The 22,028-nt window shown below is 58.3% G+C and carries 17 protein-coding genes and 3 tRNA genes; 5 read left to right on the top strand and 15 right to left on the bottom strand.

What is annotated here, in order from left to right:
* Nucleotides 1-26: 26 nt before the first annotated feature.
* From hflC to nnr, 9 genes are all read right to left on the bottom strand, one after another.
* On the bottom strand, nt 27-1,031 hold the full coding sequence (gene hflC, locus CW267_RS13865) for a protease modulator HflC (RefSeq protein WP_002885662.1): 1,005 nt from the start codon (nt 1,029-1,031) through the stop codon (nt 27-29).
* 2 nt (nt 1,032-1,033) lie between these two features.
* Complete coding sequence (hflK, locus tag CW267_RS13860; RefSeq protein WP_012543112.1) at nt 1,034-2,296, bottom strand: FtsH protease activity modulator HflK; 1,263 nt, start codon at nt 2,294-2,296, stop codon at nt 1,034-1,036.
* 65 nt (nt 2,297-2,361) lie between these two features.
* Entirely contained in the window at nt 2,362-3,642 is a 1,281-nt protein-coding gene (gene hflX, locus CW267_RS13855; RefSeq protein WP_008807194.1) for a ribosome rescue GTPase HflX, read from the bottom strand.
* Nucleotides 3,643-3,717: 75 nt separating this feature from the next.
* On the bottom strand, nt 3,718-4,026 hold the full coding sequence (hfq, locus tag CW267_RS13850) for an RNA chaperone Hfq (RefSeq protein WP_002885659.1): 309 nt from the start codon (nt 4,024-4,026) through the stop codon (nt 3,718-3,720).
* Nucleotides 4,027-4,118: 92 nt separating this feature from the next.
* Entirely contained in the window at nt 4,119-5,069 is a 951-nt protein-coding gene (gene miaA, locus CW267_RS13845; protein WP_002885652.1) for a tRNA (adenosine(37)-N6)-dimethylallyltransferase MiaA, read from the bottom strand.
* A complete protein-coding gene (gene mutL, locus CW267_RS13840) occupies nt 5,062-6,921 on the bottom strand; it encodes a DNA mismatch repair endonuclease MutL (RefSeq protein WP_008807195.1) in 1,860 nt (619 codons plus the stop codon). Before mutL ends, miaA begins: the two co-directional genes overlap by 8 nt.
* A gap of 10 nt (nt 6,922-6,931) precedes the next feature.
* Nucleotides 6,932-8,287, bottom strand: a complete 1,356-nt coding sequence (gene amiB, locus CW267_RS13835) for an N-acetylmuramoyl-L-alanine amidase AmiB (RefSeq protein ID WP_008807196.1) — start codon at nt 8,285-8,287, stop codon at nt 6,932-6,934.
* A gap of 16 nt (nt 8,288-8,303) precedes the next feature.
* Nucleotides 8,304-8,765: a tRNA (adenosine(37)-N6)-threonylcarbamoyltransferase complex ATPase subunit type 1 TsaE gene (tsaE, locus tag CW267_RS13830; RefSeq protein ID WP_012543113.1), complete on the bottom strand. Its 462-nt coding sequence runs from the start codon at nt 8,763-8,765 to the stop codon at nt 8,304-8,306.
* Nucleotides 8,758-10,269 carry a bifunctional ADP-dependent NAD(P)H-hydrate dehydratase/NAD(P)H-hydrate epimerase gene (nnr, locus tag CW267_RS13825; protein ID WP_023323501.1) on the bottom strand — a complete coding sequence of 504 codons (1,512 nt, stop codon included), beginning with the start codon at nt 10,267-10,269 and terminating at the stop codon, nt 8,758-8,760. Before nnr ends, tsaE begins: the two co-directional genes overlap by 8 nt.
* 13 nt (nt 10,270-10,282) lie before the next feature.
* Between nnr and queG the strand changes: the two genes are divergently transcribed.
* Entirely contained in the window at nt 10,283-11,422 is a 1,140-nt protein-coding gene (gene queG, locus CW267_RS13820; protein ID WP_008807198.1) for a tRNA epoxyqueuosine(34) reductase QueG, read from the top strand.
* A 270-nt stretch (nt 11,423-11,692) separates the two neighbouring features.
* On the opposite strand, the gene CW267_RS13815 is transcribed toward queG, so the two are convergent.
* From CW267_RS13815 to CW267_RS13805, 3 genes are all read right to left on the bottom strand, one after another.
* A tRNA-Gly gene (locus CW267_RS13815) sits at nt 11,693-11,768 on the bottom strand.
* A gap of 72 nt (nt 11,769-11,840) precedes the next feature.
* Nucleotides 11,841-11,916: transfer RNA gene (locus tag CW267_RS13810), tRNA-Gly, on the bottom strand.
* A 68-nt stretch (nt 11,917-11,984) separates the two neighbouring features.
* A tRNA-Gly gene (locus tag CW267_RS13805) sits at nt 11,985-12,060 on the bottom strand.
* Nucleotides 12,061-12,354: 294 nt separating this feature from the next.
* Between CW267_RS13805 and CW267_RS13795 the strand changes: the two genes are divergently transcribed.
* The gene (locus CW267_RS13795) at nt 12,355-13,086 is read left to right on the top strand and encodes a transporter substrate-binding domain-containing protein (protein ID WP_032731766.1); all 732 of its coding nucleotides are present in this window, start codon (nt 12,355-12,357) and stop codon (nt 13,084-13,086) included.
* Between the two features lie 40 nt (nt 13,087-13,126).
* Here the strand turns inward: CW267_RS13795 and orn are convergent, their stop codons facing one another.
* Nucleotides 13,127-13,672 (bottom strand): oligoribonuclease, encoded by a 546-nt coding sequence (orn, locus tag CW267_RS13790; protein WP_004206435.1) that lies wholly within the window; start codon nt 13,670-13,672, stop codon nt 13,127-13,129.
* A 94-nt stretch (nt 13,673-13,766) separates the two neighbouring features.
* Between orn and rsgA the strand changes: the two genes are divergently transcribed.
* From rsgA to mscM, 3 genes are all read left to right on the top strand, one after another.
* Complete coding sequence (rsgA, locus tag CW267_RS13780) at nt 13,767-14,828, top strand: small ribosomal subunit biogenesis GTPase RsgA (RefSeq protein WP_008807202.1); 1,062 nt, start codon at nt 13,767-13,769, stop codon at nt 14,826-14,828.
* Between the two features lie 160 nt (nt 14,829-14,988).
* Nucleotides 14,989-15,951: an archaetidylserine decarboxylase gene (gene asd / locus CW267_RS13775; RefSeq protein ID WP_012969117.1), complete on the top strand. Its 963-nt coding sequence runs from the start codon at nt 14,989-14,991 to the stop codon at nt 15,949-15,951.
* 24 nt (nt 15,952-15,975) lie between these two features.
* Nucleotides 15,976-19,305 (top strand): miniconductance mechanosensitive channel MscM, encoded by a 3,330-nt coding sequence (gene mscM / locus CW267_RS13770; protein ID WP_022064597.1) that lies wholly within the window; start codon nt 15,976-15,978, stop codon nt 19,303-19,305.
* 37 nt (nt 19,306-19,342) lie between these two features.
* Here mscM and yjeM read toward each other — a convergent pair whose 3' ends face one another.
* Entirely contained in the window at nt 19,343-20,845 is a 1,503-nt protein-coding gene (gene yjeM / locus CW267_RS13765) for a glutamate/gamma-aminobutyrate family transporter YjeM (protein ID WP_064166252.1), read from the bottom strand.
* 188 nt (nt 20,846-21,033) lie between these two features.
* Nucleotides 21,034-22,011: an elongation factor P--(R)-beta-lysine ligase gene (epmA, locus tag CW267_RS13760; RefSeq protein ID WP_008807206.1), complete on the bottom strand. Its 978-nt coding sequence runs from the start codon at nt 22,009-22,011 to the stop codon at nt 21,034-21,036.
* Between the last annotated feature and the right edge of the window lie 17 nt (nt 22,012-22,028).

The following is a 22,028-nucleotide window of genomic DNA, read 5'->3' as shown; positions in this document are numbered from 1 at the left end:
CACTTCAGGCTTACACCCTCTGCGGCTTATTTACGCGCCGAATCCGGTGAACGCATATAGCGGAAGAAATCGCTGTCCGGGCTCAGGACCATCACATCCTGGTTGCTCTGGAAGCTCTTCTCATAGGCGCGCAGGCTACGGATAAAGGAGTAGAAGCCTGGATCCTGGCTGAACGCGTCGGCAAACAGTTTTGCCGATTCCGCATCACCTTCACCACGCAGGATACGACCCTGGCGCTCGGCTTCCGCCAGCGTCTTGGTGACTTCGTAGTCTGCGGTCGCGCGCAGTTTCTCAGCTTCTTCCTGACCCTGTGAACGGTGGCGACGAGCAACCGCTTCACGCTCCGCGCGCATACGGTTATAAATCGCTTCCGACACTTCTGCCGGCAGGTTGATCTGTTTGATACGCACGTCGACAACTTCGATACCCAGCGCCGCCATACTGTTCGGGTTGATCACCTGCACTTTGCCGTTGGTTTCCGCTTCCACCCGCTCAGCGGCTTTGGCGATAGCGTCATCAGCCGCCGGGGTGCTGACCTCGTCTTCCGTGCCAGCAGAACCCGAGTTAAGCGCATCGCGCACTTCCAGCGTCAGGCGGCCACGGGAGTCGGTGACGATGTCTTTCACATCCAGACGACCAATTTCAGAACGCAGACGGTCAGAGAATTTACGCTTCAGCAGCACCTCGGCCTGGGAGACGTCGCCGCCGCCGGTTGCCAGGTAGTAACGGCTGAAGTCACTGATGCGCCACTTGATATAGGAGTCGACGATCAGGTCTTTTTTCTCTTTGGTCACAAAACGGTCAGCCTGGTTGTCCATGGTCTGGATACGCGCATCCAGCATCTTCACCGATTCGATAAACGGGATCTTGAAGTGCAGGCCCGGCGCATACACCAGCGGCTTGTTTTCGTCGTCGCGCAGAACTTTACCGAAACGCAGCGTAATCCCGCGCTCGCCTTCCTTTACGACAAAGACTGACATGTAGAGCACTACCAGCACGATGACAATGATCGCGATAACAGATTTACGCATCGTTATTCCCCCTGACGCTGGTAGTCGTTACGCTGCGCGTTAGCGCGGCGTTGGTCCATAATGCTACCCCCGGTTGAGCTCGAGGTTGATGAGGTGCTGGCGCTGCCTGTGCTGGATGCAGGTGGCAGACGCAGCAGATCGCTGGCGTCACTGCTATCGCTCTTTGCTGCCGGCGCAGCGGCGCCTTTCAGCATCTGGTCAAGCGGCAGAACCATCAGATTGCCGTTTTTGCTGTCATTGACCAGCACTTTGCGGGTGTGGCTCAGCACTTTTTCCATGGTTTCGATATACAGACGCTCGCGGGTAATTTCCGGCGCGGCTTTGTATTCCGGCAGGAGCTTAGCAAAGCGAGCCACTTCACCCTGGGCTTCCAGGACGGTCTGGGTCTTGTAGGCACGCGCCTCTTCAAGGATACGCTGCGCCTGGCCATTCGCCCGCGGCTGTACTTCGTTGGTATAAGCTTCCGCTTCACGGATGTACTGCTGCTCGTTCTCACGCGCGGCAATGGCATCGTCAAACGCCGCCTTCACCTCTTCCGGCGGACGTGCCGTCTGGAAGTTGACGTCAAGCAGGGTGATCCCCATGTTGTACGGGCGGATAGTCTCTTCCAGCTCGCGCTGGGTATCGCTACGGATCACAGTACGACCTTCGGTCAGAATGCGATCCATAGTGTATTTGCCGATCACGCCGCGCAGCGCGCTGTCAGTCGCCTGACGCAGACTGTCATCCGCGCTGGTAACGCTAAACAGATAGCGTTCCGGATCGGTGACGCGGTACTGCACGTTCATCTCAACGCGCACGACGTTTTCGTCAGAGGTCAGCATGACGCCGGAAGCGGCCAGTTCACGTACCGACTCCACGTTCACCGCCTGAACGTTATCGATAAAGGTCGGTTTCCAGTTCAGGCCTGGCTCAACCAGATGGCTGAACTTACCAAAACGGGTCACGACGCCGCGTTCGGCTTCTTTAATGGTATAAAAACCGCTGGCCGCCCAGATAATCACTGCCGCCGCGGCAACGATGCCGACAATACGCCCGCCCATCGGTCCGCGAGGGGTCTGCGCGTTATTACCACCGCCCAGTCCGCCCTTGCCGCCGCCGAGCCCGCCAAGTTTTTTACTTAACTTGCGGAAGATATCATCCAGATCCGGCGGCCCCTGCTCGCGACCACCTTTGTTGCCATTTCCCTCAGAGTTGCCGCCAGGTTTGCTGCTCCCCCACGGGTCGCGGTCCTGTCCGTTATTACCGGGCTGATTCCACGCCATGTATATGCTCCATATTTGTTTTTGATATCCCCACAGGGGTCAATATCTTCAGGCAAGCTGCAAGGTTAAACCACATAGTCAACAAGCGTTGGCTCTTGCTTGCAGAGGCGCCGCCAGTCAACGATCGGCATGCGCACCTGCAGACTCACGCTGCCGTCATCCTCCATCCACTCTTTTTCTATCGCCTGAAGCTGATAGAAACGGCTTCTCAGTCGCCCTTCTTTCGGCGGTAAGCGCAGCGTATGCTGGGCCACTTCACCGGAAAGACGTTCCGTTAATGCCTGAAAAAGCAGTGGTACGCCAACCCCGGTCTGGGCTGAAAGCCAGACCCGAATCGGTTTATTTTCATCGTCGCGATCGATGCGCGGTTCAAAATCGTCAAGCATGTCGATTTTGTTCATCACCATCAGCGCGGGGATCTCATCGGCTTCAATCTCAGCGAGAACCGTATTTACCGCATCAATGTTTTCCTGCACACGGACATCCGCCGCGTCAATCACATGCAGCAGCAGCGTCGCCTGACGCGTCTCCTGCAACGTCGCTTTAAACGCGGCTACCAGATCGTGCGGCAGATGGCGAATAAAGCCGACGGTATCGGCCAGCACCGTTTCGCCGACGTCAGGGACGTCAATGCGGCGCAGCGTCGGGTCCAGGGTGGCGAACAGCTGGTTCGCGGCATAGACCTCGGCAGCGGTGATCTGGTTAAAGAGCGTTGATTTTCCGGCGTTGGTGTAGCCCACCAGCGACACGGTTGGAATATCGGCTTTCGCGCGCGACCGCCGCCCCTGCTCACGCTGTTTCTCAACTTTTTCCAGTCGCGACAGGATCTGCATGATGCGGTTACGCAATAAACGACGGTCGGTTTCGAGCTGGGTTTCACCCGGGCCACGCAAACCAATCCCGCCTTTCTGTCTTTCAAGGTGGGTCCAGCCGCGGACGAGGCGGGTTGCCATATGGCGCAACTGCGCCAGCTCAACCTGCAGTTTCCCTTCATGGGTGCGCGCGCGCTGGGCGAAAATATCTAAAATAAGACCGGTGCGATCGATAACCCGGCATTCGCACAGACGTTCCAGGTTGCGTTCTTGCGCCGGACTCAGGGCATGATCGAAGAGCACGACCGACGCGCCGGTCGCTTTAACGGCTTCCGCAATTTCGACTGCCTTACCTTCACCAACAAAATACTTCGGGTGCGGTGCTTTACGGCTACCGGTAATCACCTGCATTGCTTCGACACCGGCGGAAGAGGCCAGAGTTTCAAACTCCTGGAGATCTTCCATATCTTTGTCTTGCGAAAAATAGATGTGTACCAGTACCGCCTGCTCACCGGCGTCATAACGGTCAAACAAGCGTAAACCCCTTATAAAATACCAGCGGGGAACACAGAAAACCTGGCTCCCCGGCGTGGAAAAACAGCACTGGCCTTATTCGGCGTCGTCGCTGTCTTGTTGCGGCGCAGAAGAGCCCTGCGCGCTACCACCGTGGTGATAGTTACTGGAACCGCCGCCAGCATTATTGCTGTGGTGAGACACCGGGCGAGACGGGACAACAGTAGAAATTGCGTGCTTATAGACCATCTGGCTGACCGTGTTCTTCAACAGGATCACGAACTGATCGAAAGACTCAATTTGCCCTTGCAGCTTGATACCATTCACCAAATAAATAGAAACCGGAACGCGTTCCCGACGCAAAGCGTTCAGGAACGGATCTTGTAAAGATTGCCCCTTAGCCATTCTCTCTTTTCCTTATATGTATGCTTGTTTTGTACTCAGAACCTTACGATTCTTAAAAAAAATTACGCACGATACCGTTCAATTGTACACGTTCAGTTCTGGCTCGCACCAACAACCTGTAATACTTTGTTGAGCGCTTGTTCAGGTTGTTCACTGTCTAACCAGTGCACACCTTCCCAACCGCGCAGCCAGGTGACCTGACGTTTGGCTAACTGTCTCGTGGCGCAAACACCTCGATAAACCATCTCATCATAAGGGATCTCGCCATTGAGGTATGACCACATCTGGCGGTATCCAACACAACGGATGGAAGGCATATCCGTATGCAAATCTCCGCGGGCAAAAAGCGCCCGTACTTCTGCTTCAAAACCTGAAGCTAACATCTGATGAAAACGCTGTTCTATGCGTTGATGGAGCAGTTCACGGCTCGCCGGGGCGATGGCGAACTGATGCACCTGATATGGCAGAGCGTCTCCTGACGTTTGCGTCAGTTCCGTTAAAGTTTTACCCGAAATGAAAAAAACTTCCAGTGCCCGGGAAAGCCTTTGCGGATCATTTGGATGAATACGCGCAGCAGCCACGGGATCAATTTCCTGTAATTGCTGATGTAACGCGTTCCACCCCTGCTCTGCGGCCTGCTGCTCAATCCGCGCTCTGACCTCTGGGTCAGCCGACGGTAAGGGCGACAATCCTTCCAGCAACGCTTTGAAATACAACATCGTTCCGCCGACTAACAGCGGAATACGCCCGGCGGCGACAATATCGGCCATCGCCGCCAGCGCGTCGCGGCGAAAATCAGCCGCGGAATAGGCTTCTGCGGGATCCAAAATATCCAGCAGCCGGTGCGGCGCAGCGCTAAGCTCCGCGGCATCCGGTTTGGCAGTGCCAATATCCATTCCCCGATAAATGAGGGCGGAATCAACACTAATCAACTCTACTGGCAAAACTTTACGTAAGGCTATCGCCAGCGCGGTTTTACCTGAGGCCGTCGGGCCCATTAAAAAAATTGCCTTGGGCAGGCTCGCCTCGGTTACATCATTCATCTTTCAGGGCATTCATCGCCGAATGGAGATCTACAGGTTGTAACAGGCCACCCGGCGGCGTTTTCACCAGCTGCGGGCAAAGACGTTCGACGTCCGCCAGCAGCGCAATCGCCTGCGCCATATTCCATGACGCCTGTTCGCTCGTCAGATTACGCGCCATCCATTGGGCGATGTTGCCGACGTCGAATGCGTTTTGCTGCGCCAGGTAGCCTATCAGTTCAGGAATCAAGATTTGTAAATTTTGTTGTCTTAAGGGTAAAGGGACCGCGCGCACCGTCACGTGCAGGGCATCGGTATGAAGCTCGATCCCCAACTGCGTCAGCGCCGACTGCGCAGCGGCCAGCGCCCGCTTCTCCCCTTCCGTGACTTTTAACCGCAACGGGATCAGCAGCGGCTGGGCACATACCGCTTCCGTACCCGGCGTCAACTGCGCCTGGCGCAGCCAGCGCTCGGCAACGGTCAACGACAGCAGCGCCAGACTGCCCTCGCGCTCCAGCAGCGCGCAATCGCCGCCGACAATCGTCAGCACTCTGCCAAAACTCTGACTGTGACCAGCCAGTTCCGCCGGGGCGGCGGACGGCTGCGCGGGTCGCGGAGCGGCGGGCGTGTCGAGCAACTGACGATAAAGCGCGCCCTGCTGCTTCTGGTAACCGGGCTGCGCATGCGGCCAGCTCGCGCCGCCAGAACTGCCGCCGGAGGCAGCCGGCTCACGCGACGATGTGATGCTGAATCGGGTTGCCGCTTCACGCGCTTCCGACGGCCGAGCAAACTGGTTGCCGCCTGCGGCGATGCGATTCTCCGGCATCTGGCGCGGCGTCGGCGGGTCGTCTTTTTCCGCCAGCGGCGCATCAAGCTGCTGCTGCAGCACGCTCAGTACGCCCTGGTAGATAAAGTCATGCACCAGGCGAGACTGATGGAAACGCACCTCATGCTTGGCCGGATGGACGTTCACATCCACCTGATGGGGATCGATCTCCAGATACAGCACAAACGCCGGCTGCTGATCGGCGCCCAGCTTGTCTTCACAGGCCTGGCGGATAGCATGATTGATCAGCCGGTCGCGCATCATCCGGCCGTTGACGTAACAGTACTGAATTTCCGCCAGCGCCGGGGTGGTATGGAGCGGATCGGCAACCCAGCCGCGCAGGGTCAGATCGCCATGCTGCCACTCGATCGCCAGCGCATGTTCGAGAAAAGCGGCGCCGCAAATGGTTCCCAGCCGCCGCTCCCGCTGGCCATCCTGCGCCACTGCCCGATACTGTCGTATCACCTTACCGTTATGGTTGAGGTTAATGGTGACGTCGAAGCGCGCCAGCGCAATGCGGCGCACCACCTCGTCAATGTGGCCGAACTCGGTTTTTTCGGTGCGCATAAATTTGCGCCGCGCCGGCGTGTTGTAGAACAGATCGAGGACTTCCAGGGTGGTGCCAACCGGGTGCGCCGCCGGCTTCACCGTTACCGCCTGATCGCGGCCTTCGGCATAAGCCTGCCAGGCTTCCTGCTGCTCCGCCGTGCGCGAAGTCAGCGTTAAGCGCGCCACCGAACTGATACTGGCCAGCGCTTCGCCGCGAAAGCCGAGGCTGATAATCGCCTCCAGATCGTCAAGCGAGGCGATCTTACTGGTCGCATGACGAGCCAGGGCCAACGCCAGCTCGTCTTTTTTGATGCCGCTGCCGTTATCGCGGATGCGAATGAGCTTCGCGCCGCCGCGTTCTATATCAATGTCAATCCGCGTAGCGCCAGCATCAAGACTGTTCTCAACCAGCTCTTTTACCACCGACGCGGGCCGCTCCACCACTTCGCCGGCGGCAATCTGGTTGGCGAGCTGCGGCGGCAGAACCTGAATCGGCATCCCCTGCTCCTTAGTTAATCAACATCCCGCCTGGCGCTGCGGCGCTGGCGGTCTGCGCCGCCTCGCCGCGAGGCGCCGACTGCAGCGGATGCTGCATAAAGTAGTTGCGCAGGCCGTTATAAATCGCCTCCGCAATCTGCTCCTGGTAATCATCGCTCCCCAGCAGCCGCTCTTCACCGTTGTTACTGATAAAGCCCGTTTCCACAAGGATCGACGGGATATCCGGCGAGCGCAATACACCGAGGCTGGCATGCTCCGGGCGGCGTTTGTGCAGGTTGCCAATGCGCTGCAGCTGGCTCAGCACGTTGGTCGCCACATCGTAGCCGACGCGCTGGGAATGACCGAACTGCAGATCCAGCACCGCCTGGCTCAGGTAGGGGTCGGCCTGGCTGTTCGCCAGCACGTCGCCTGCCCCGCCGAGCAGTTCAGACTGCTTCTCATGCTGCTCGAGCCAACCGGCCATTTCGCTGTTGGCGCGACGGTTCGAGAGCACCCACACCGAGGCGCCGGTCGCATCGCGGTTTGGCGCGGCATCAGCATGGATAGAGACGAGGAAGTTGGCGTTTTGCTTACGCGCCACGTCAGAGCGGCCCATCACCGAAATAAAGTAATCTCCGTCGCGGGTCAGCACCGGCTTAAACTGCGGATCGGCGTTCAGTAACGCCCGCAGCTTGCGCGCGATAGCGATAGTGACGTTCTTCTCTTTGGTGCCATTCGGACCAATTGCGCCAGGATCCTGACCGCCGTGTCCGGCATCGATGGCGATAATCACCTTATCATCCGCCGACACCGTACGGGCCGCCGGGCGAGTCACGGTCTGATTGTTGGTCATCGCCGGCTGGGAGGAGGTCATCGCCGTCTGCCGTTCATGACCCGACGAGCTGAACGGGTTACGCCCTGACGTCGCCGTCCGGGAAGGCATCACCGGCGGCGGGTCAGCCCGTTTCACCACCACAGGCGGCGGTGGCGGTGGCGGCGGTGCGTCGGCGTTGATGGTAAAGACCACCGTGTAATTCGCCCCGTTCTGCTGCTTCACCGCTCGCGTTTTACCATCTTCCGTCAGATCCACCAGCAGACGCAGCGTCTGCGTATCCTGCGGCGTACCGGCGCGAATACTCTTCACCAGGTTGCTGCCGCTAAACTGCAGCGGTAGTCCCTGCAATACGCCGGTCTGCTTGATATCCAGCGCGACCAGACGTTTACCCTGTGGGGTAAAGGAGTACTCCGGCTCACCGACAAAGCTTAGGGTAATACGGGCCTGCTGGTCTCCGTTAGAGACCTGGATATCGGATAAACTCGCCGCAGTGGCGTGAAGACTCGACAGCATTAGCGCAGCGGCAAGCCAGGTGGTTATGCGATACTTCATCCCGTCATCCTTCAGGCTAAATGGCTAAACGCGCCAGTAAAGACTCACCCCGTGAGGAGATCGCGGTAATACGCGCCTCACGCCCTTGTGCCTGGTAATCAAGGTGAATTTCAACATCCGGGTCAGGCAGGACACCTGCGCCTTGCTGCGGCCATTCCACCAGGCAGATGGCATCGTCGGCAAAATAATCACGGATCCCCATAAATTCGAGTTCCTCAGGATCCGCCAGTCGGTAGAGATCGAAGTGATATACCATCAGATTCTCGAGGGTATACGGCTCCACCAGGGTATAGGTTGGGCTTTTGACATTGCCGCGGTGACCGAGCGCCTGCAAAAAGCCGCGGCTGAAGGTCGTTTTCCCCGCGCCTAAATCACCATACAGATAAATCACGGTGGCGCCGGTACAGGCCTGCGCGATGCGGTCGCCAAGGGCCAGCGTGGCCTGCTCATCGGGTAAAGGAATCACTCGGTTAATCATGGTCTACGTCAATCACATCCGGGTTAACAACACGCCTGAGCGTGGAAAAGAGATCGGTCGCCAGCATACCGCGGGTGCCCTCGCGAGCGGCCACCCGGTCGGCGGCATCGCCATGAGCGACGCACCCGGCACAGGCTGCATCATACGGCGTCAGGTGCTGTCCTAACAATGCGGCAATAATGCCGGTAAGCACATCGCCCATCCCGCCGCTGGCCATCCCGGCATTGCCGGCATCGATAATGCCCATCGCCCCGCTTTCACTGGCCACCACCGTGCCTGCGCCTTTCAGCACAACCACGCCACCATACCGTTTTACCAGACGCTGCGCAGAAAGTAAGCGATCGCTTTCAATTTCTGCCACGCTAACGTTCAGCAGACGGGCCGCTTCGCCGGGGTGCGGCGTTAACACGCGATTGTGACGTTTATCGGGATTGAATGCCAGCAGGTTCAGCGCGTCAGCGTCCCAGACCATCGGTTTGTTAAAACTTTCCACCGTGCGCAGGGCGCTGCGCCCCCATTCGCGCTGCCCCAGACCCGGGCCAATCGCCACTACATCAGCCCATTCCAGCGCGGCTTTCAGGGTCTGCGGCGTCAGTTCATCTACCATTAATTCCGGCCGCACGGTGACAATGGGTGCCACGTTCTCCGGGTGAGTAAGCACTCGCACCAGCCCTGCACCGCTGCGTAGGGCCGCTTCACCGCACATACGGATAGCGCCTGCTGTGCCGCGATCGCCGCCGACAATCACCAGCTTGCCGTGATCGCCCTTATGGGAGGTGGCCCGCCGCGGCGGCAGCCAGTCGGCGAGGTGGGCGGCGCAAAACCGCGTCAGGGGAGTACTTTGCCCGGCGAGCCAGCGCTCGAGCCCAAGGGCATGATGATGGAGATGCCCGACGACATCCCGCGCCTTGCCGGTCAGCAGCCCGGGTTTGAGGGCGATAAAGGTCAGGGTGTGGTCGGCCTGAACCACTGCACCTGGGGTCGCGCCGGTCTGCGCATTCAGGCCGGAAGGGATATCCAGCGCCACCACCGGCGCCGGGTGGTGGTTCGCCTGGTGGATGAGCGCCGCGACGGGATCGCGCGGCGCACTGCGCAGACCGGTGCCGAGCAGGCCATCAATAATCAGTGAGATATCGTCGGGCCACGGGATAGTCGCCGCATGGATCACGCCGCCGGCGTTAAGCCACGCCTCCCGCGCCGCCTGCGCCTCTTCCGGCAGCGGGCTGTCACTCTCTACCGCCAGCAGCGTCACCCGCCGCCCCGCGGCCTGTGCCAGACGCGCGACAACATATCCGTCGCCGCCGTTGTTGCCATGTCCGCAGAGGATCAGCCAGTGCGCGCTGGCGGGATAAGCGCGGCTGGCCAGCTGAAAGGCCGCCTCGCCCGCGCGCTGCATCAGTTCGAACAGCGTCAGCCCCAGGCTGTCCGCCGCCTCTCGTTCGGCCAGGCGCAGCGCCTCCGCAGGCCAAATGTTGTATGGTATACTGTCAGGGTTTTTCGTCATTGTATGGTCCATCATGTCACAGCCCCTCGATCTCGTTCAGTTAGCGCAACAAATCAAACAGTGGGGCACAGAGCTCGGGTTCCAGCAGGTGGGTATCGCCGATACCGACCTCAGCGCTAGTGAACCCAAACTGCAGGCATGGCTGGATAAACAATACCACGGCGAAATGGAGTGGATGGCCCGTCACGGTATGATGCGCGCCCGTCCCCACGAACTGCTGCCCGGTACGTTACGCGTTATCAGCGTGCGGATGAACTATCTGCCCGCCAACGCCGCCTTTGCCCGCACCCTGAAAGATCCCGCACTGGGTTACGTCAGCCGTTATGCCCTCGGGCGTGATTATCATAAGCTGCTACGTAATCGCCTGAAAAAACTGGGGGAGAAGATTCAGGAACAGTGTGCTTCGCTCAATTTTAGACCTTTTGTCGATTCCGCGCCTATCCTGGAGCGGCCAATCGCAGAAAAAGCGGGCCTTGGCTGGACAGGTAAGCACTCACTTATCTTAAGCCGCGACGCGGGATCATTCTTTTTCCTCGGCGAACTGCTGATCGATCTGCCTCTACCGGTCGACAGCCCGGTTGCGGAGGAGTGCGGACGCTGCGTCGCCTGCATGACCATCTGCCCCACCGGCGCCATCGTTGAGCCCTACACCGTCGACGCCCGGCGCTGCATCTCCTATCTCACCATTGAACTGGAAGGCTCTATCCCGGAGGAGTTCCGTCCGCTTATCGGCAACCGTATTTACGGTTGTGATGATTGTCAGTTGATCTGTCCGTGGAACCGTTTCTCACAGCTCACCGATGAAGAGGATTTCAGTCCACGCAAAGCGTTGCATGCGCCACCGCTGGTGGAGCTGTTCGCCTGGAGCGAAGCGTGGTTTCTGAAGGTAACCGAAGGGTCGGCGATTCGTCGCATTGGCCACCTGCGCTGGCTGCGCAATATCGCCGTCGCGCTGGGCAATGCGCCCTGGGATGAAGCCCATCTTCGCGCGCTGGAGAGTCGCCGGGGTGAGCACCCGCTTCTCGACGAGCACATCGAATGGGCTATCGCTGAGCAAATAAACAAGCGGAACGCCGACGCCGTCGAAGTACAACTGCCGAAAAAATTACGACTGGTCAGGGTGGTAGAGAAAGGCTTGCCGCGCGACGCCTGATTCATTCACAGGCTGTGAATAAAATCTAAAACACATTGCGTTTCAAGGCGCAGACCGAGGTCAAGTGATCGGATTAACATTTCGAAATGAAATTTAATTTTTAAATTTCAATGGCATATAAAGATACTATTTACAAAGCGAAGCATTTACGCCGTCAAAGACGGAACGACAACCTGTGGATAACTCTGTTCACAGTATTTCTGGATATCAAATGAAAATCATCCCCGGCGCTGGATTGCACTGTGGATAAATAAGAGATGGAAGAAAATTTGGAGCGGGAAACGAGACTCGAACTCGCGACCCCGACCTTGGCAAGGTCGTGCTCTACCAACTGAGCTATTCCCGCTTAATCATCGTCATTCAAGCTACCGTGTAGCAACCTGAATACTGCGACTGGTGTGGTATGTCTTTCAAATTTTGGAGCGGGAAACGAGACTCGAACTCGCGACCCCGACCTTGGCAAGGTCGTGCTCTACCAACTGAGCTATTCCCGCTTAATCTTCGGCTTTCGCCTCGCATCTGCGAGTTGAAACCCTGTGATCAGGATGGTGCTTTCAAATTTTGGAGCGGGAAACGAGACTCGAACTCGCGACCCCGACCTTGGCAAGGTCGTGCTCTACCAACTGAGCTATTCCCGCGTTACTGCTTTTTTTGCCATATTTTGATGGCGTCGTAATTTGCATTTCTGCGTCGTTACGGGAGGCGCATTATACGAGAATTCGATGCCCCTGCAACCCCCTGACGATCACTTTTTTGCGTTTTTTGTTTAAATGGACATTTTCTCGCCACCTACGCCGCTGAATTGTATAAATAAGCGTCATAACGGGCAAAATTGCTTTTTCCGCCCGGCTGAATGACGCAAAATCGCTCGCATCATAGTGCGGTGGCGCGACGTATAACGTGGCCACCACGACGCCAAACAGGGAATTAGCATGAGAAAAGTCCTCACCGTCCTGCTGCTGAGCACGCTGGCCATCGGAACCGCGTCAGCCGAGACGCTCCATTTTGGCACTACCACGGCCAATCCGCCGTTTGTCACCGCCAACGGCAAAAATCAGCCCGTCGGCTTCGATATCGATCTCGCTCACGCCCTGTGCCAGCAGATGCAGGCGCAGTGCCAGTTTACGGCGCAGCGTTTCGATACCCTGATCCCGGCATTGCGCTTTAAGAAGTTTGATGCGGTGATTGCCGGTATGGAAGTGATCCCAATGCGCGAGAAGCAGGTCGCCTTTAGCCGCCCCTATCGCCAGGCCCTCTCCGGGGTGGTGATCGTCAATAAAGATGTCGCCCATACCTTTGCCGATCTGAAAGCCAAAAAAATCGGCGTGGTGAAAGGCACGCTGCACCAGCACTATCTGCGCAATAAGCAGAAGGCCGTGCAGGCGATCCCTTACGACGACGTCGCCAGCGCTTTAGCCGCGCTGAAAGCCGGCGAAATAACCGGCGTCATGAGCGACTTCGCCACCCTTGACGCCTGGCAACAAGAGAACCCTGACTACGCCATCATGGATGAGCGGGCCACCGACCCGGCTTATTACGGTAAGCAGTATGCGATTGCGGTGCGCAAAGACGATCCGGAGTTGCTGAATGCCATCAACGATGCCCTGACCGCGGTCATGGCGACGCCTGACTTCCAGCAGATGCAGCAAAAGTGGTTTAAATAATCAGAAAGATGTACCGGGCCGCACCAGGCCCGGTATTGGTTTACAGCTTAATGAAATGCTCGCGATAGTAGGCCAGCTCGGCAACCGACTCGCGGATATCGTCCATCGCCTGATGGGTGCCCTGCTTTTTAAAGCCGTCGAGAATTTCCGGCTTCCAGCGGCGAGCCAGCTCTTTCAGCGTGCTGACGTCCAGATAGCGGTAGTGGAAATAGGCTTCCAGTTGCGGCATGTACTTAAACAGGAAGCGACGATCCTGGCCGATGCTGTTGCCGCAGATCGGCGACTTGCCCGCCGGCACCCACTGCTTAAGAAACTCAATGGTCGCCAGTTCGGCATCGTGCTCGCTGACGGCGCTGGCCTTCACGCGATCCACCAGTCCGCTGCCGGTATGCGTCCGCACATTCCACTCGTCCATTAATGCCAGCTGAGCATCCGACTGATGCACGGCGATGGTCGGCCCTTCAGCCAAAATGTTCAGGTTGGCATCGGTCACCAGGGTGGCGATTTCGATAATGCGATCGCGCTCCGGATCCAGCCCTGTCATCTCAAGATCGATCCAAATGAGGTTGTTTTCATTTGCACTCATGCTATTTTCCACCCTTCTTGCGTGACTATATTCATCTAAAATAGCGTGTATCATAGAGGTTTTGCCCCATCAGGGCGACCAGGAGCCAGTTCGATTGAGTAAAAATAAACTCTCCAAAGGCCAGCAGCGCCGCGTCAACGCCAACCACCAGCGCCGCCTGAAAACCACTGCGGAGAAGGCCGACTACGATGACAACCTGTTTGGCGAAACGTCGGAAGGCATTGTCATCAGTCGCTTTGGTATGCATGCCGACGTCGAATCCGCTGACGGTAGCGTCCATCGCTGCAACATTCGCCGGACAATCCGTTCGCTGGTCACCGGCGACCGCGTGGTCTGGCGGCCGGGTAAAGACGCCGCCGACGGCGTAAACGTCAAAGGGATCGTCGAAGCGGTGCACGAGCGCGCCTCCGTCCTGACGCGTCCGGATTTTTACGACGGCGTGAAGCCTATCGCCGCCAATATCGATCAGATCGTGGTGGTTTCCGCGATCCTGCCTGAACTGTCGCTGAATATTATCGATCGCTATCTGGTGGCCTGCGAGGCGCAGGATATCGAGCCGTTAATCGTTCTGAATAAAATCGATCTGCTGGATGACGATGGCCTGCGCTTCGTCAATGAGCAAATGGACATCTACCGCAATATCGGCTACCGCGTGCTCATGGTCTCCAGCCGGACTCAGGACGGCCTCAAGCCGCTGGAAGCGGCCCTGACCGACCGCATCAGCATTTTCGCCGGGCAGTCCGGGGTCGGTAAATCGAGCCTGCTGAACGCCCTGCTGGGGCTGAATGAGGATCAAATCCTCACCAATGATGTCTCGGACGTTTCCGGCTTAGGCCAGCACACCACCACCGCGGCGCGCCTCTACCACTTCCCGCACGGCGGCGATGTGATTGATTCGCCGGGCGTTCGTGAATTCGGCCTCTGGCATCTGGAAGCGGAACAAATCACCCATGGCTTTGTCGAATTCCATGATTATTTAGGCCATTGCAAATACCGCGACTGTAAACACGATAACGATCCTGGCTGTGCGCTTCGCGAAGCGGTAGAGAACGGCAAGATCGCCGAAAGCCGTTTTGAGAACTACCACCGCATCCTCGAAAGCATGGAGCAGGTACAGGTAAAAACGCGTAAAAACTTTTCCTCGTCCGATGACTGATCATTAAGCTGAGCATCACGTCAGGCTCTGCCAGGACGCGGTCAAACTGCGACTAACGCGGATGCCATTTGGCGAGGTTTACGTATAGAATCGTCCCCTTTTTTCAGGACCCCGCCCGCGGGCGGGGTCAGGAACGACATATCATGGCCTGGAGGCTACTTTGTTAAACGATCTTAAACTTTCACTGCAATACATTCTGCCTAAACTGTGGCTCACCCGCCTCGCAGGCTGGGGTGCGAGCAAACGCGCAGGTTGGTTGACGAAACTGGTCATCGATCTGTTCGTGAAATACTACAAGGTCGATATGAAAGAGGCGCAGAAGCCGGATACCGCGGCTTATCGCACCTTCAACGATTTCTTTGTGCGTCCGCTGCGCGACGACGTTCGCCCGCTGAATACCGATCCCAACGTGCTGGTGATGCCGGCAGACGGCGTGATCAGCCAGCTTGGCGCCATTGAAGACGATAAAATCCTGCAGGCCAAAGGTCATGACTACAGCCTGGAAGCCCTGCTGGCCGGCAACTATCAAATGGCCGACCTGTTCCGTAACGGAAGCTTCGCCACCACCTATCTGTCGCCGCGCGACTATCACCGCGTGCACATGCCGTGCAACGGCATCCTGCGCGAAATGATCTACGTTCCTGGCGACCTGTTCTCGGTTAACCATCTGACGGCGCAGAATGTGCCTAACCTGTTCGCCCGTAACGAGCGCGTCATCTGCCTGTTTGATACTGAGTTTGGCCCAATGGCGCAAATTCTGGTGGGCGCGACTATCGTCGGCAGCATCGAAACCGTGTGGTCCGGCACCGTGACCCCGCCGCGCGAAGGCATTATTAAACGCTGGACCTGGCCCGCGGGTGACAGCGAAGGCTCCGTCGCCCTGCTGAAAGGCCAGGAGATGGGCCGCTTCAAACTGGGTTCCACCGTGATCAACCTGTTTGCCCCGGGCCAGGTGAAGCTGGTCGACTCGCTGCAAAGCCTGTCCGTGACTAAAATCGGCCAACCGCTGGCGACCGCCGTGGAAGCCAGCACCGCTGCTGAACCCGCGCCGTTACCGGAAGAAGAGATCCGCGCCGAACACCGCGCCAGCCCGCTGGTTGACGATACACAAGACCAAGGTTAATTCTTCAGCAAAAAGGGTTATGCCGTGCGCCTGATATACACTTTCCTGTTGGCCTTGAGCCTCAGTTTCGGGGCGTACGCTGCGACAGCCCCGGATGCTAAACAGATAACCCAGGAACTGGAACAGGCGAAGGCGGCAAAGCCCGCCCAGCCTGAAACCGTTGAAGTTCTGCAGTCCGCGCTGAACGCGCTTGAGGAGCAAAAATCGTCCCTCGAGCGCGCCCGTCAGTATCAGGACGTTATCGATAATTTCCCCAAACTGTTTCAAAGCCTGCGCTCCCAGCTCAACAATCTGAGCGAAGAACCGCGCCAGGTGCCAACCGGCCTGACCGCCGATGCGCTGAACCAGGAGATCCTGCAGGTCAGCAGCCAGCTGCTGGAATCGAGCCGCCAGGCGCAGCAGGAGCAGGATCGCGCGCGTGAAATCGCCGACTCCCTGAACCAGCTGCCGCAACAGCAAACCGATGCCCGTCGTCAGCTCAATGAGGTTGAGCGCCGCATCGGCACGCAAACCGGCAACAATGCTCTCGCCCAGGCGCAGAATCTTGCCCTGCAGGCGGAATCGGCGCGCCTGAAGGCGCTGGTGGATGAACTCGACCTCGCCCAGCTTTCCGCCAACAACCGCCAGGAGCTGTCGCGCGCCCGTTCCGAGCTGGCGCAAAAGCAGAGCGAACAACTGGATGCCTATCTGCAGGCGCTGCGCAATTTACAGAACAGCCAGCGCCAGCGGGAGGCGGAAAAGGCGCTGGAGAGCACCGAACTGCTGGCGGAGAACAGTGAAAACCTGCCGCCGGACATCACCGCGCAGTTCAAGGTCAACCGGGAGCTCTCCCAGGCGCTGAACCAGCAGGCGCAGCGCATGGATCTGGTGGCCTCCCAGCAGCGGCAGGCGACGAATCAAACGCTGCAGGTGCGCCAGGCGTTAAACACCCTGCGCGAGCAATCGCAGTGGCTGGGCTCTTCCAACCTGCTGGGTGAAGCCTTACGCGCCCAGGTGGCGCGACTGCCGGAACGCCCTCGCCCACAGCAGCTGGATACGGAAATGGCACAGTTGCGCGTGCAGCGTCTGCGCTTTGAAGATTTACTCAGTAAGCAACCACAGCTGCGGCAGATCCGTCAGGCCGACGGCCAACCGCTGACCAGCGAGCAGAACAAGATCCTGCAGGCGCAGCTGCGCACGCAGAACGAGCTGCTGAACTCGCTGCTGCGCGGCGGCGATACTCTGATGCTGGAGCTCACTAAGCTGAAGGTCGCCAACGGCCAGCTGGAAGACGCGCTGAAAGAGATCAACGAAGCGACCCACCGCTATCTGTTCTGGACTTCGGACGTCAGCCCCATCGGCTTCTCCTGGCCGCTGGAGATTGTCCAGGATCTACGGCGTCTGATCTCCCTGGATACCATCAGCGAGCTGGGCAAAGCCAGCGCGATGATGCTCACCAGCAAAGAGACCTTGCTGCCGCTGTTTGCCGCCCTGCTGCTGGTTGGCTTTAGCATCAGCTCCCGACGCCATTTCACCCGCTTCCTTGAGCGCTCCAGCGCCCGGGTGGGGAAAGTCACCCAGGATCACTTCTGGCTGACGCTGCGCACGGTCTTCTGGTCGATACTGGTGGCCTCGCCGCTGCCGGTGCTGTGGATGACGCTCGGCTATGGCCTGCAGTCCGCCTGGCCCTTCCCGCTGGCGGTGGCGATAGGCGATGGGGTCACGGCGACCGTGCCTTTGCTGTGGGTGGTGATGATCTGCGCCACCTTCGCCCGGCCAAACGGGCTGTTTATCGCCCACTTCGGCTGGCCGCGTAACCGCGTGGCGAAAGCGATGCGCTACTACCTGATGAGCATCGGGCTGATTGTGCCGCTGATTATGGCGCTGATCATGTTTGATAATCTTAACGACCGCGAGTTCTCCGCTTCGCTGGGCCGCCTGTGCTTCCTGTTGATCTGCGGCGCGCTGGCGGTGGTTACCCTGAGCCTTAAGCACGCCGGTATTCCGCTCTATCTGGATAAAGAGGGGAATGGCGACAATATGGTGAACCGCCTGCTGTGGAACCTGATGCTTGGCGCCCCGCTGGTGGCCATGCTGGCGGCCGCCGTCGGCTACCTCGCCACCGCTCAGGCGCTGCTTGCGCGTCTGGAAACCTCGGTCGCCATCTGGTTCCTGCTGCTGGTGGTCTATCACATCATCCGCCGCTGGATGCTGATCCAGCGCCGCCGGCTGGCCTTCGACCGGGCCCGCCACCGTCGCGCGGAAATTCTCGCCCAGCGCGCCCGCGGCGAAGATGAGCCCGTTCACGTCAGCAGTCCGGAGGGGTCGGTGGAGACGGAGGTCAGCGAGGTCGATCTCGATGCCATCAGTACCCAGTCGCTGCGGCTTGTGCGTTCCCTGCTGATGCTGATCGCGCTGCTGTCGGTCATCGTGCTGTGGTCGGAAATTCATTCGGCGTTTGGCTTCCTTGAGAATATCTCGCTGTGGGACGTGACCTCGACGGTACAAGGGGTGGAAAGCCTTGAGCCGATCACGCTTGGCGCGGTGTTGATTGCCATTCTGGTGCTGATCATCACCACTCAGCTGGTGCGCAACCTGCCCGCGCTGCTGGAACTGGCGATCCTCCAGCATCTCGATTTAACGCCCGGCACCGGCTACGCCATCACCACCATCACCAAATATCTGCTGATGCTCGTCGGCGGGCTGGTGGGCTTCTCGATGATCGGTATTGAGTGGTCGAAGCTGCAGTGGCTGGTCGCCGCGCTGGGTGTGGGTCTCGGGTTTGGCCTGCAGGAGATCTTCGCCAACTTTATCTCCGGCCTGATTATCCTGTTTGAGAAGCCGATCCGCATCGGCGATACAGTCACCATTCGCGACCTGACGGGCAGCGTCACCCGCATTAATACCCGTGCGACCACCATCAGTGACTGGGACCGGAAAGAGATTATCGTGCCGAACAAGGCGTTCATCACCGAACAGTTTATCAACTGGTCGCTGTCAGACTCAGTCACCCGCGTGGTGCTGACGGTGCCGGCACCCGTGGATGCCGATACCGACGAGGTCACGAAAATTCTCATTGCCGCGGCGCATCGCTGCTCGCTGGTCATCGATACCCCGGCGCCGGAAGCGTTTCTCGTCGACCTGCAGCAGGGGATCCAGATTTTCGAGCTGCGTATTTTTGCCGCGGAGATGGGGCATCGCATGCCGCTGCGCCATGAGATGCATCAGCTGATCCTGGCGGGCTTCCGCGAACATGGCATTGATATGCCGTTCCCTCCGTTCCAGATGCGTTTGGAAAGTATCGACGGCAGGCAAAGCAGTAAAACCATGACCTCGGCCGGAAAAACCAGCCGCCGTACGGCTGGTAGCCTGTAAACCATCCCCTGCCCGGCTGCACCGCCGGGCAGGTTCTTTAACTCTCCATCACCAGCGCTCCGGACGCCATGCGCCGACGGTAGCTTTCGTAGATCCCCAGCGCCAGCAGTGAGAAGAAGATCGGTCCACCGACCATCCACAGGGTACTGTTCCAGTCCCCGCTGTCGATGACGGGTTGGATAATGGTGAAGATATTGGCGAAAGTCACCACCAGCAACACCACGCCGGTCGCCAGCAGCGTCGACGAACGGTTTTTGAAAATCACGAACGGTCGGTCAAGATGCGTTTTCGCCTTGAAGAACGGGAAGGCGATGGTCAGGAATAGATAGGGCAAGGTCATGGAGACATTGGCCATCAGCGTCAGCTTGTTATAAAACGCGGAAGCGCTATCCCCACCGAACGATACCAGTACGATAAACACCCCGACCAGCAGACACTGCAGCCACATCGCCGCGGCGGGCATGCCGTTGACGTTGAGACGGGTCATCACCGACGGCCAGAGCGCTTTTGGCGTGCCCTGGATAATCGCTTTCAGGGGAGAATAGCTGAGGGTGAAGAACGCGCCGGTGTAAGCGAGAAACATCGACAGGCCGGTAATACGGGCGAACCAGACTCCGGTCAGGGCCGCCGACTCTGGCGTCAGGTGCAGAGCCTGGCCGAGCGTCGTCCCAAGGCTGGTCATCAGCACATAGGTGATGTTGCCGAGGTTGGTCGAACGCGCGCCAAGCACCTGCTGCCAGTTGGCGCTCACGCCCCACAGCACAATCGCCAGCGAGTAACCGACCGAGATAACGATCGCCGCGATGATAATACCTTTGGCAAAGTTCTTTTCCGGCTTATCAGTCTTATCCACTAAGCCGCCGACCACCTCAATTCCGCCATAGGCAAAGATGGCAAATACCACAAACGACAGCATCGCCATGCCCGACTGATACCCGGGATTAGGTGAAAGGGTGAAGTTTAACGGTTGGGCGAAATGGCCGCCGTTGAGCAGGAGGATCGCCCCACTCACCAGCAGTAGCACCAGGTTAAGCCCCATCACCGCGATGCCGCCGACGGCGGTGATTTTGGCGATTTTATTGATCCCTTTGACGGCAATAAAGGTCACGACACCCATCCAGCAGGCTGCCAGAATGCCCACCGTCTGCGTCGGGGTCAGGCTAGCCAGCGCCCAGGTCTGGGTTTTGTCCGCGCCAAACAAAAAGGTGGATAACGGCACCCAAATTTTAGCCGCCGTACTCACCATCCACACCACGTACGACGCAAACCACATAAAGGTGCCGATGAAAGCAAAGCGCGGCCCGACGCTGTGGTTCATCCAGGAATAGATCCCGCCCTCTTCGCGACGATAAGCCGAGCCCATCTCCGCCATCATCAGCGCGAACGGAATAAAGAAAAAGAGGGCGGAAAAAAGATAAAACGGCATCGCACTGTAGCCCATCAGATAAAACGCCGACGGGCTGTTGGCAAAGCCAAACACCGAAGTGAAGATCATCAGAATCAGCCCAATCAGGCTCATCTTCTTGAATTGTTGATGCATAAATCTATCCAAACGTGGGCATCACCCAACAGGCAACGCCTGGCCTCAAAAAATGAGCGCGGATAGTAGCAAAAGCACGGGAGGAGATTGTGGGTATTCGGGCTAAAGCCGGGATAGCGTGAGGGAGGATCGGTCAGGGCGGGTCTGTCACCTCCCCCGCTCTCAGGCGGCAGGAGGTGACAGCGCCATCAGGCGCGGTCGACCGTAAAGGCGATCACCTCACCGATGCTTTCGGCACCCAGCGCCAGCATCACCACACGGTCAACGCCCAGCGCCACGCCGGAGCAGTCCGGCAGGCCCGCCTCCAGCGCCGCCAGCAGGTTGTTATCGATAGGCTGCTGCGGAAGGCCGCGCGCGGCGCGTTTGCGGTTGTCCTGCTCGAATCGCAGACGCTGTTCGCGGGCATCGGTCAGCTCGTGGAAACCATTCGCCAGCTCAATACCTTTGTAGTAAACCTCGAAGCGCTCAGCGACCCGATGATCTTCCGGGCTGATCTGCGCTAACGAGGCCTGGGTGGCCGGGAAATGATAGATAAACGTCGGCCGATCTTTACCGATGTGCGGCTCCACGCCCATGGTGAACAACAGTTGCAGCAGCGTGTCGCGATCTTCTTCAGTATCGGCGATATTGCTTAAATCCAGCTTCGCCGCGACTTCACGCAACTGCGTTTTATCAGCAGAGAGCGGATCAATATCCAGATGACGCTGGAACGCCTGCTGATAGGAGAGGCTTTCCGCTGGCTGACACTCCAGAACCTGCTGCAGCAGGTCGTCCACCTCGTTGATCAGGCGATACATGTCATAGCACGGACGATACCACTCCAGCATGGTGAATTCCGGGTTGTGATGCCGGCCCATCTCTTCATTACGAAAGCTGCGACACAACTGGAAAACCGGACCGCAGCCCGCCGCCAGCAGGCGCTTCATATGGTATTCCGGACTGGTCATCAGGTACAGATTGAGTCCCTGTGAATGGCCCGGGCCGACGAAACGGGTTTCGAACGGGAACAAATGAATATCCGTTACCGTCGCCTGACTCATGCAAGGCGTCTCCACCTCCAGCACGCCGCGATCGGTAAAGAAACGGCGGATTTCCGCCATCACCGCCGCGCGTTTCAACAGATTGGGAATGGGTGCGCTCGGCTGCCAGGTTGCCGTCTCGCTCATGGTACTTTCTCCGATTG

It is taken from the genome of Klebsiella sp. X1-16S-Nf21 (genome assembly GCF_002837615.1).
Classification (GTDB): domain Bacteria; phylum Pseudomonadota; class Gammaproteobacteria; order Enterobacterales; family Enterobacteriaceae; genus Klebsiella; species Klebsiella variicola.
This window is presented reverse-complemented; position numbering and strand designations above follow the sequence as displayed.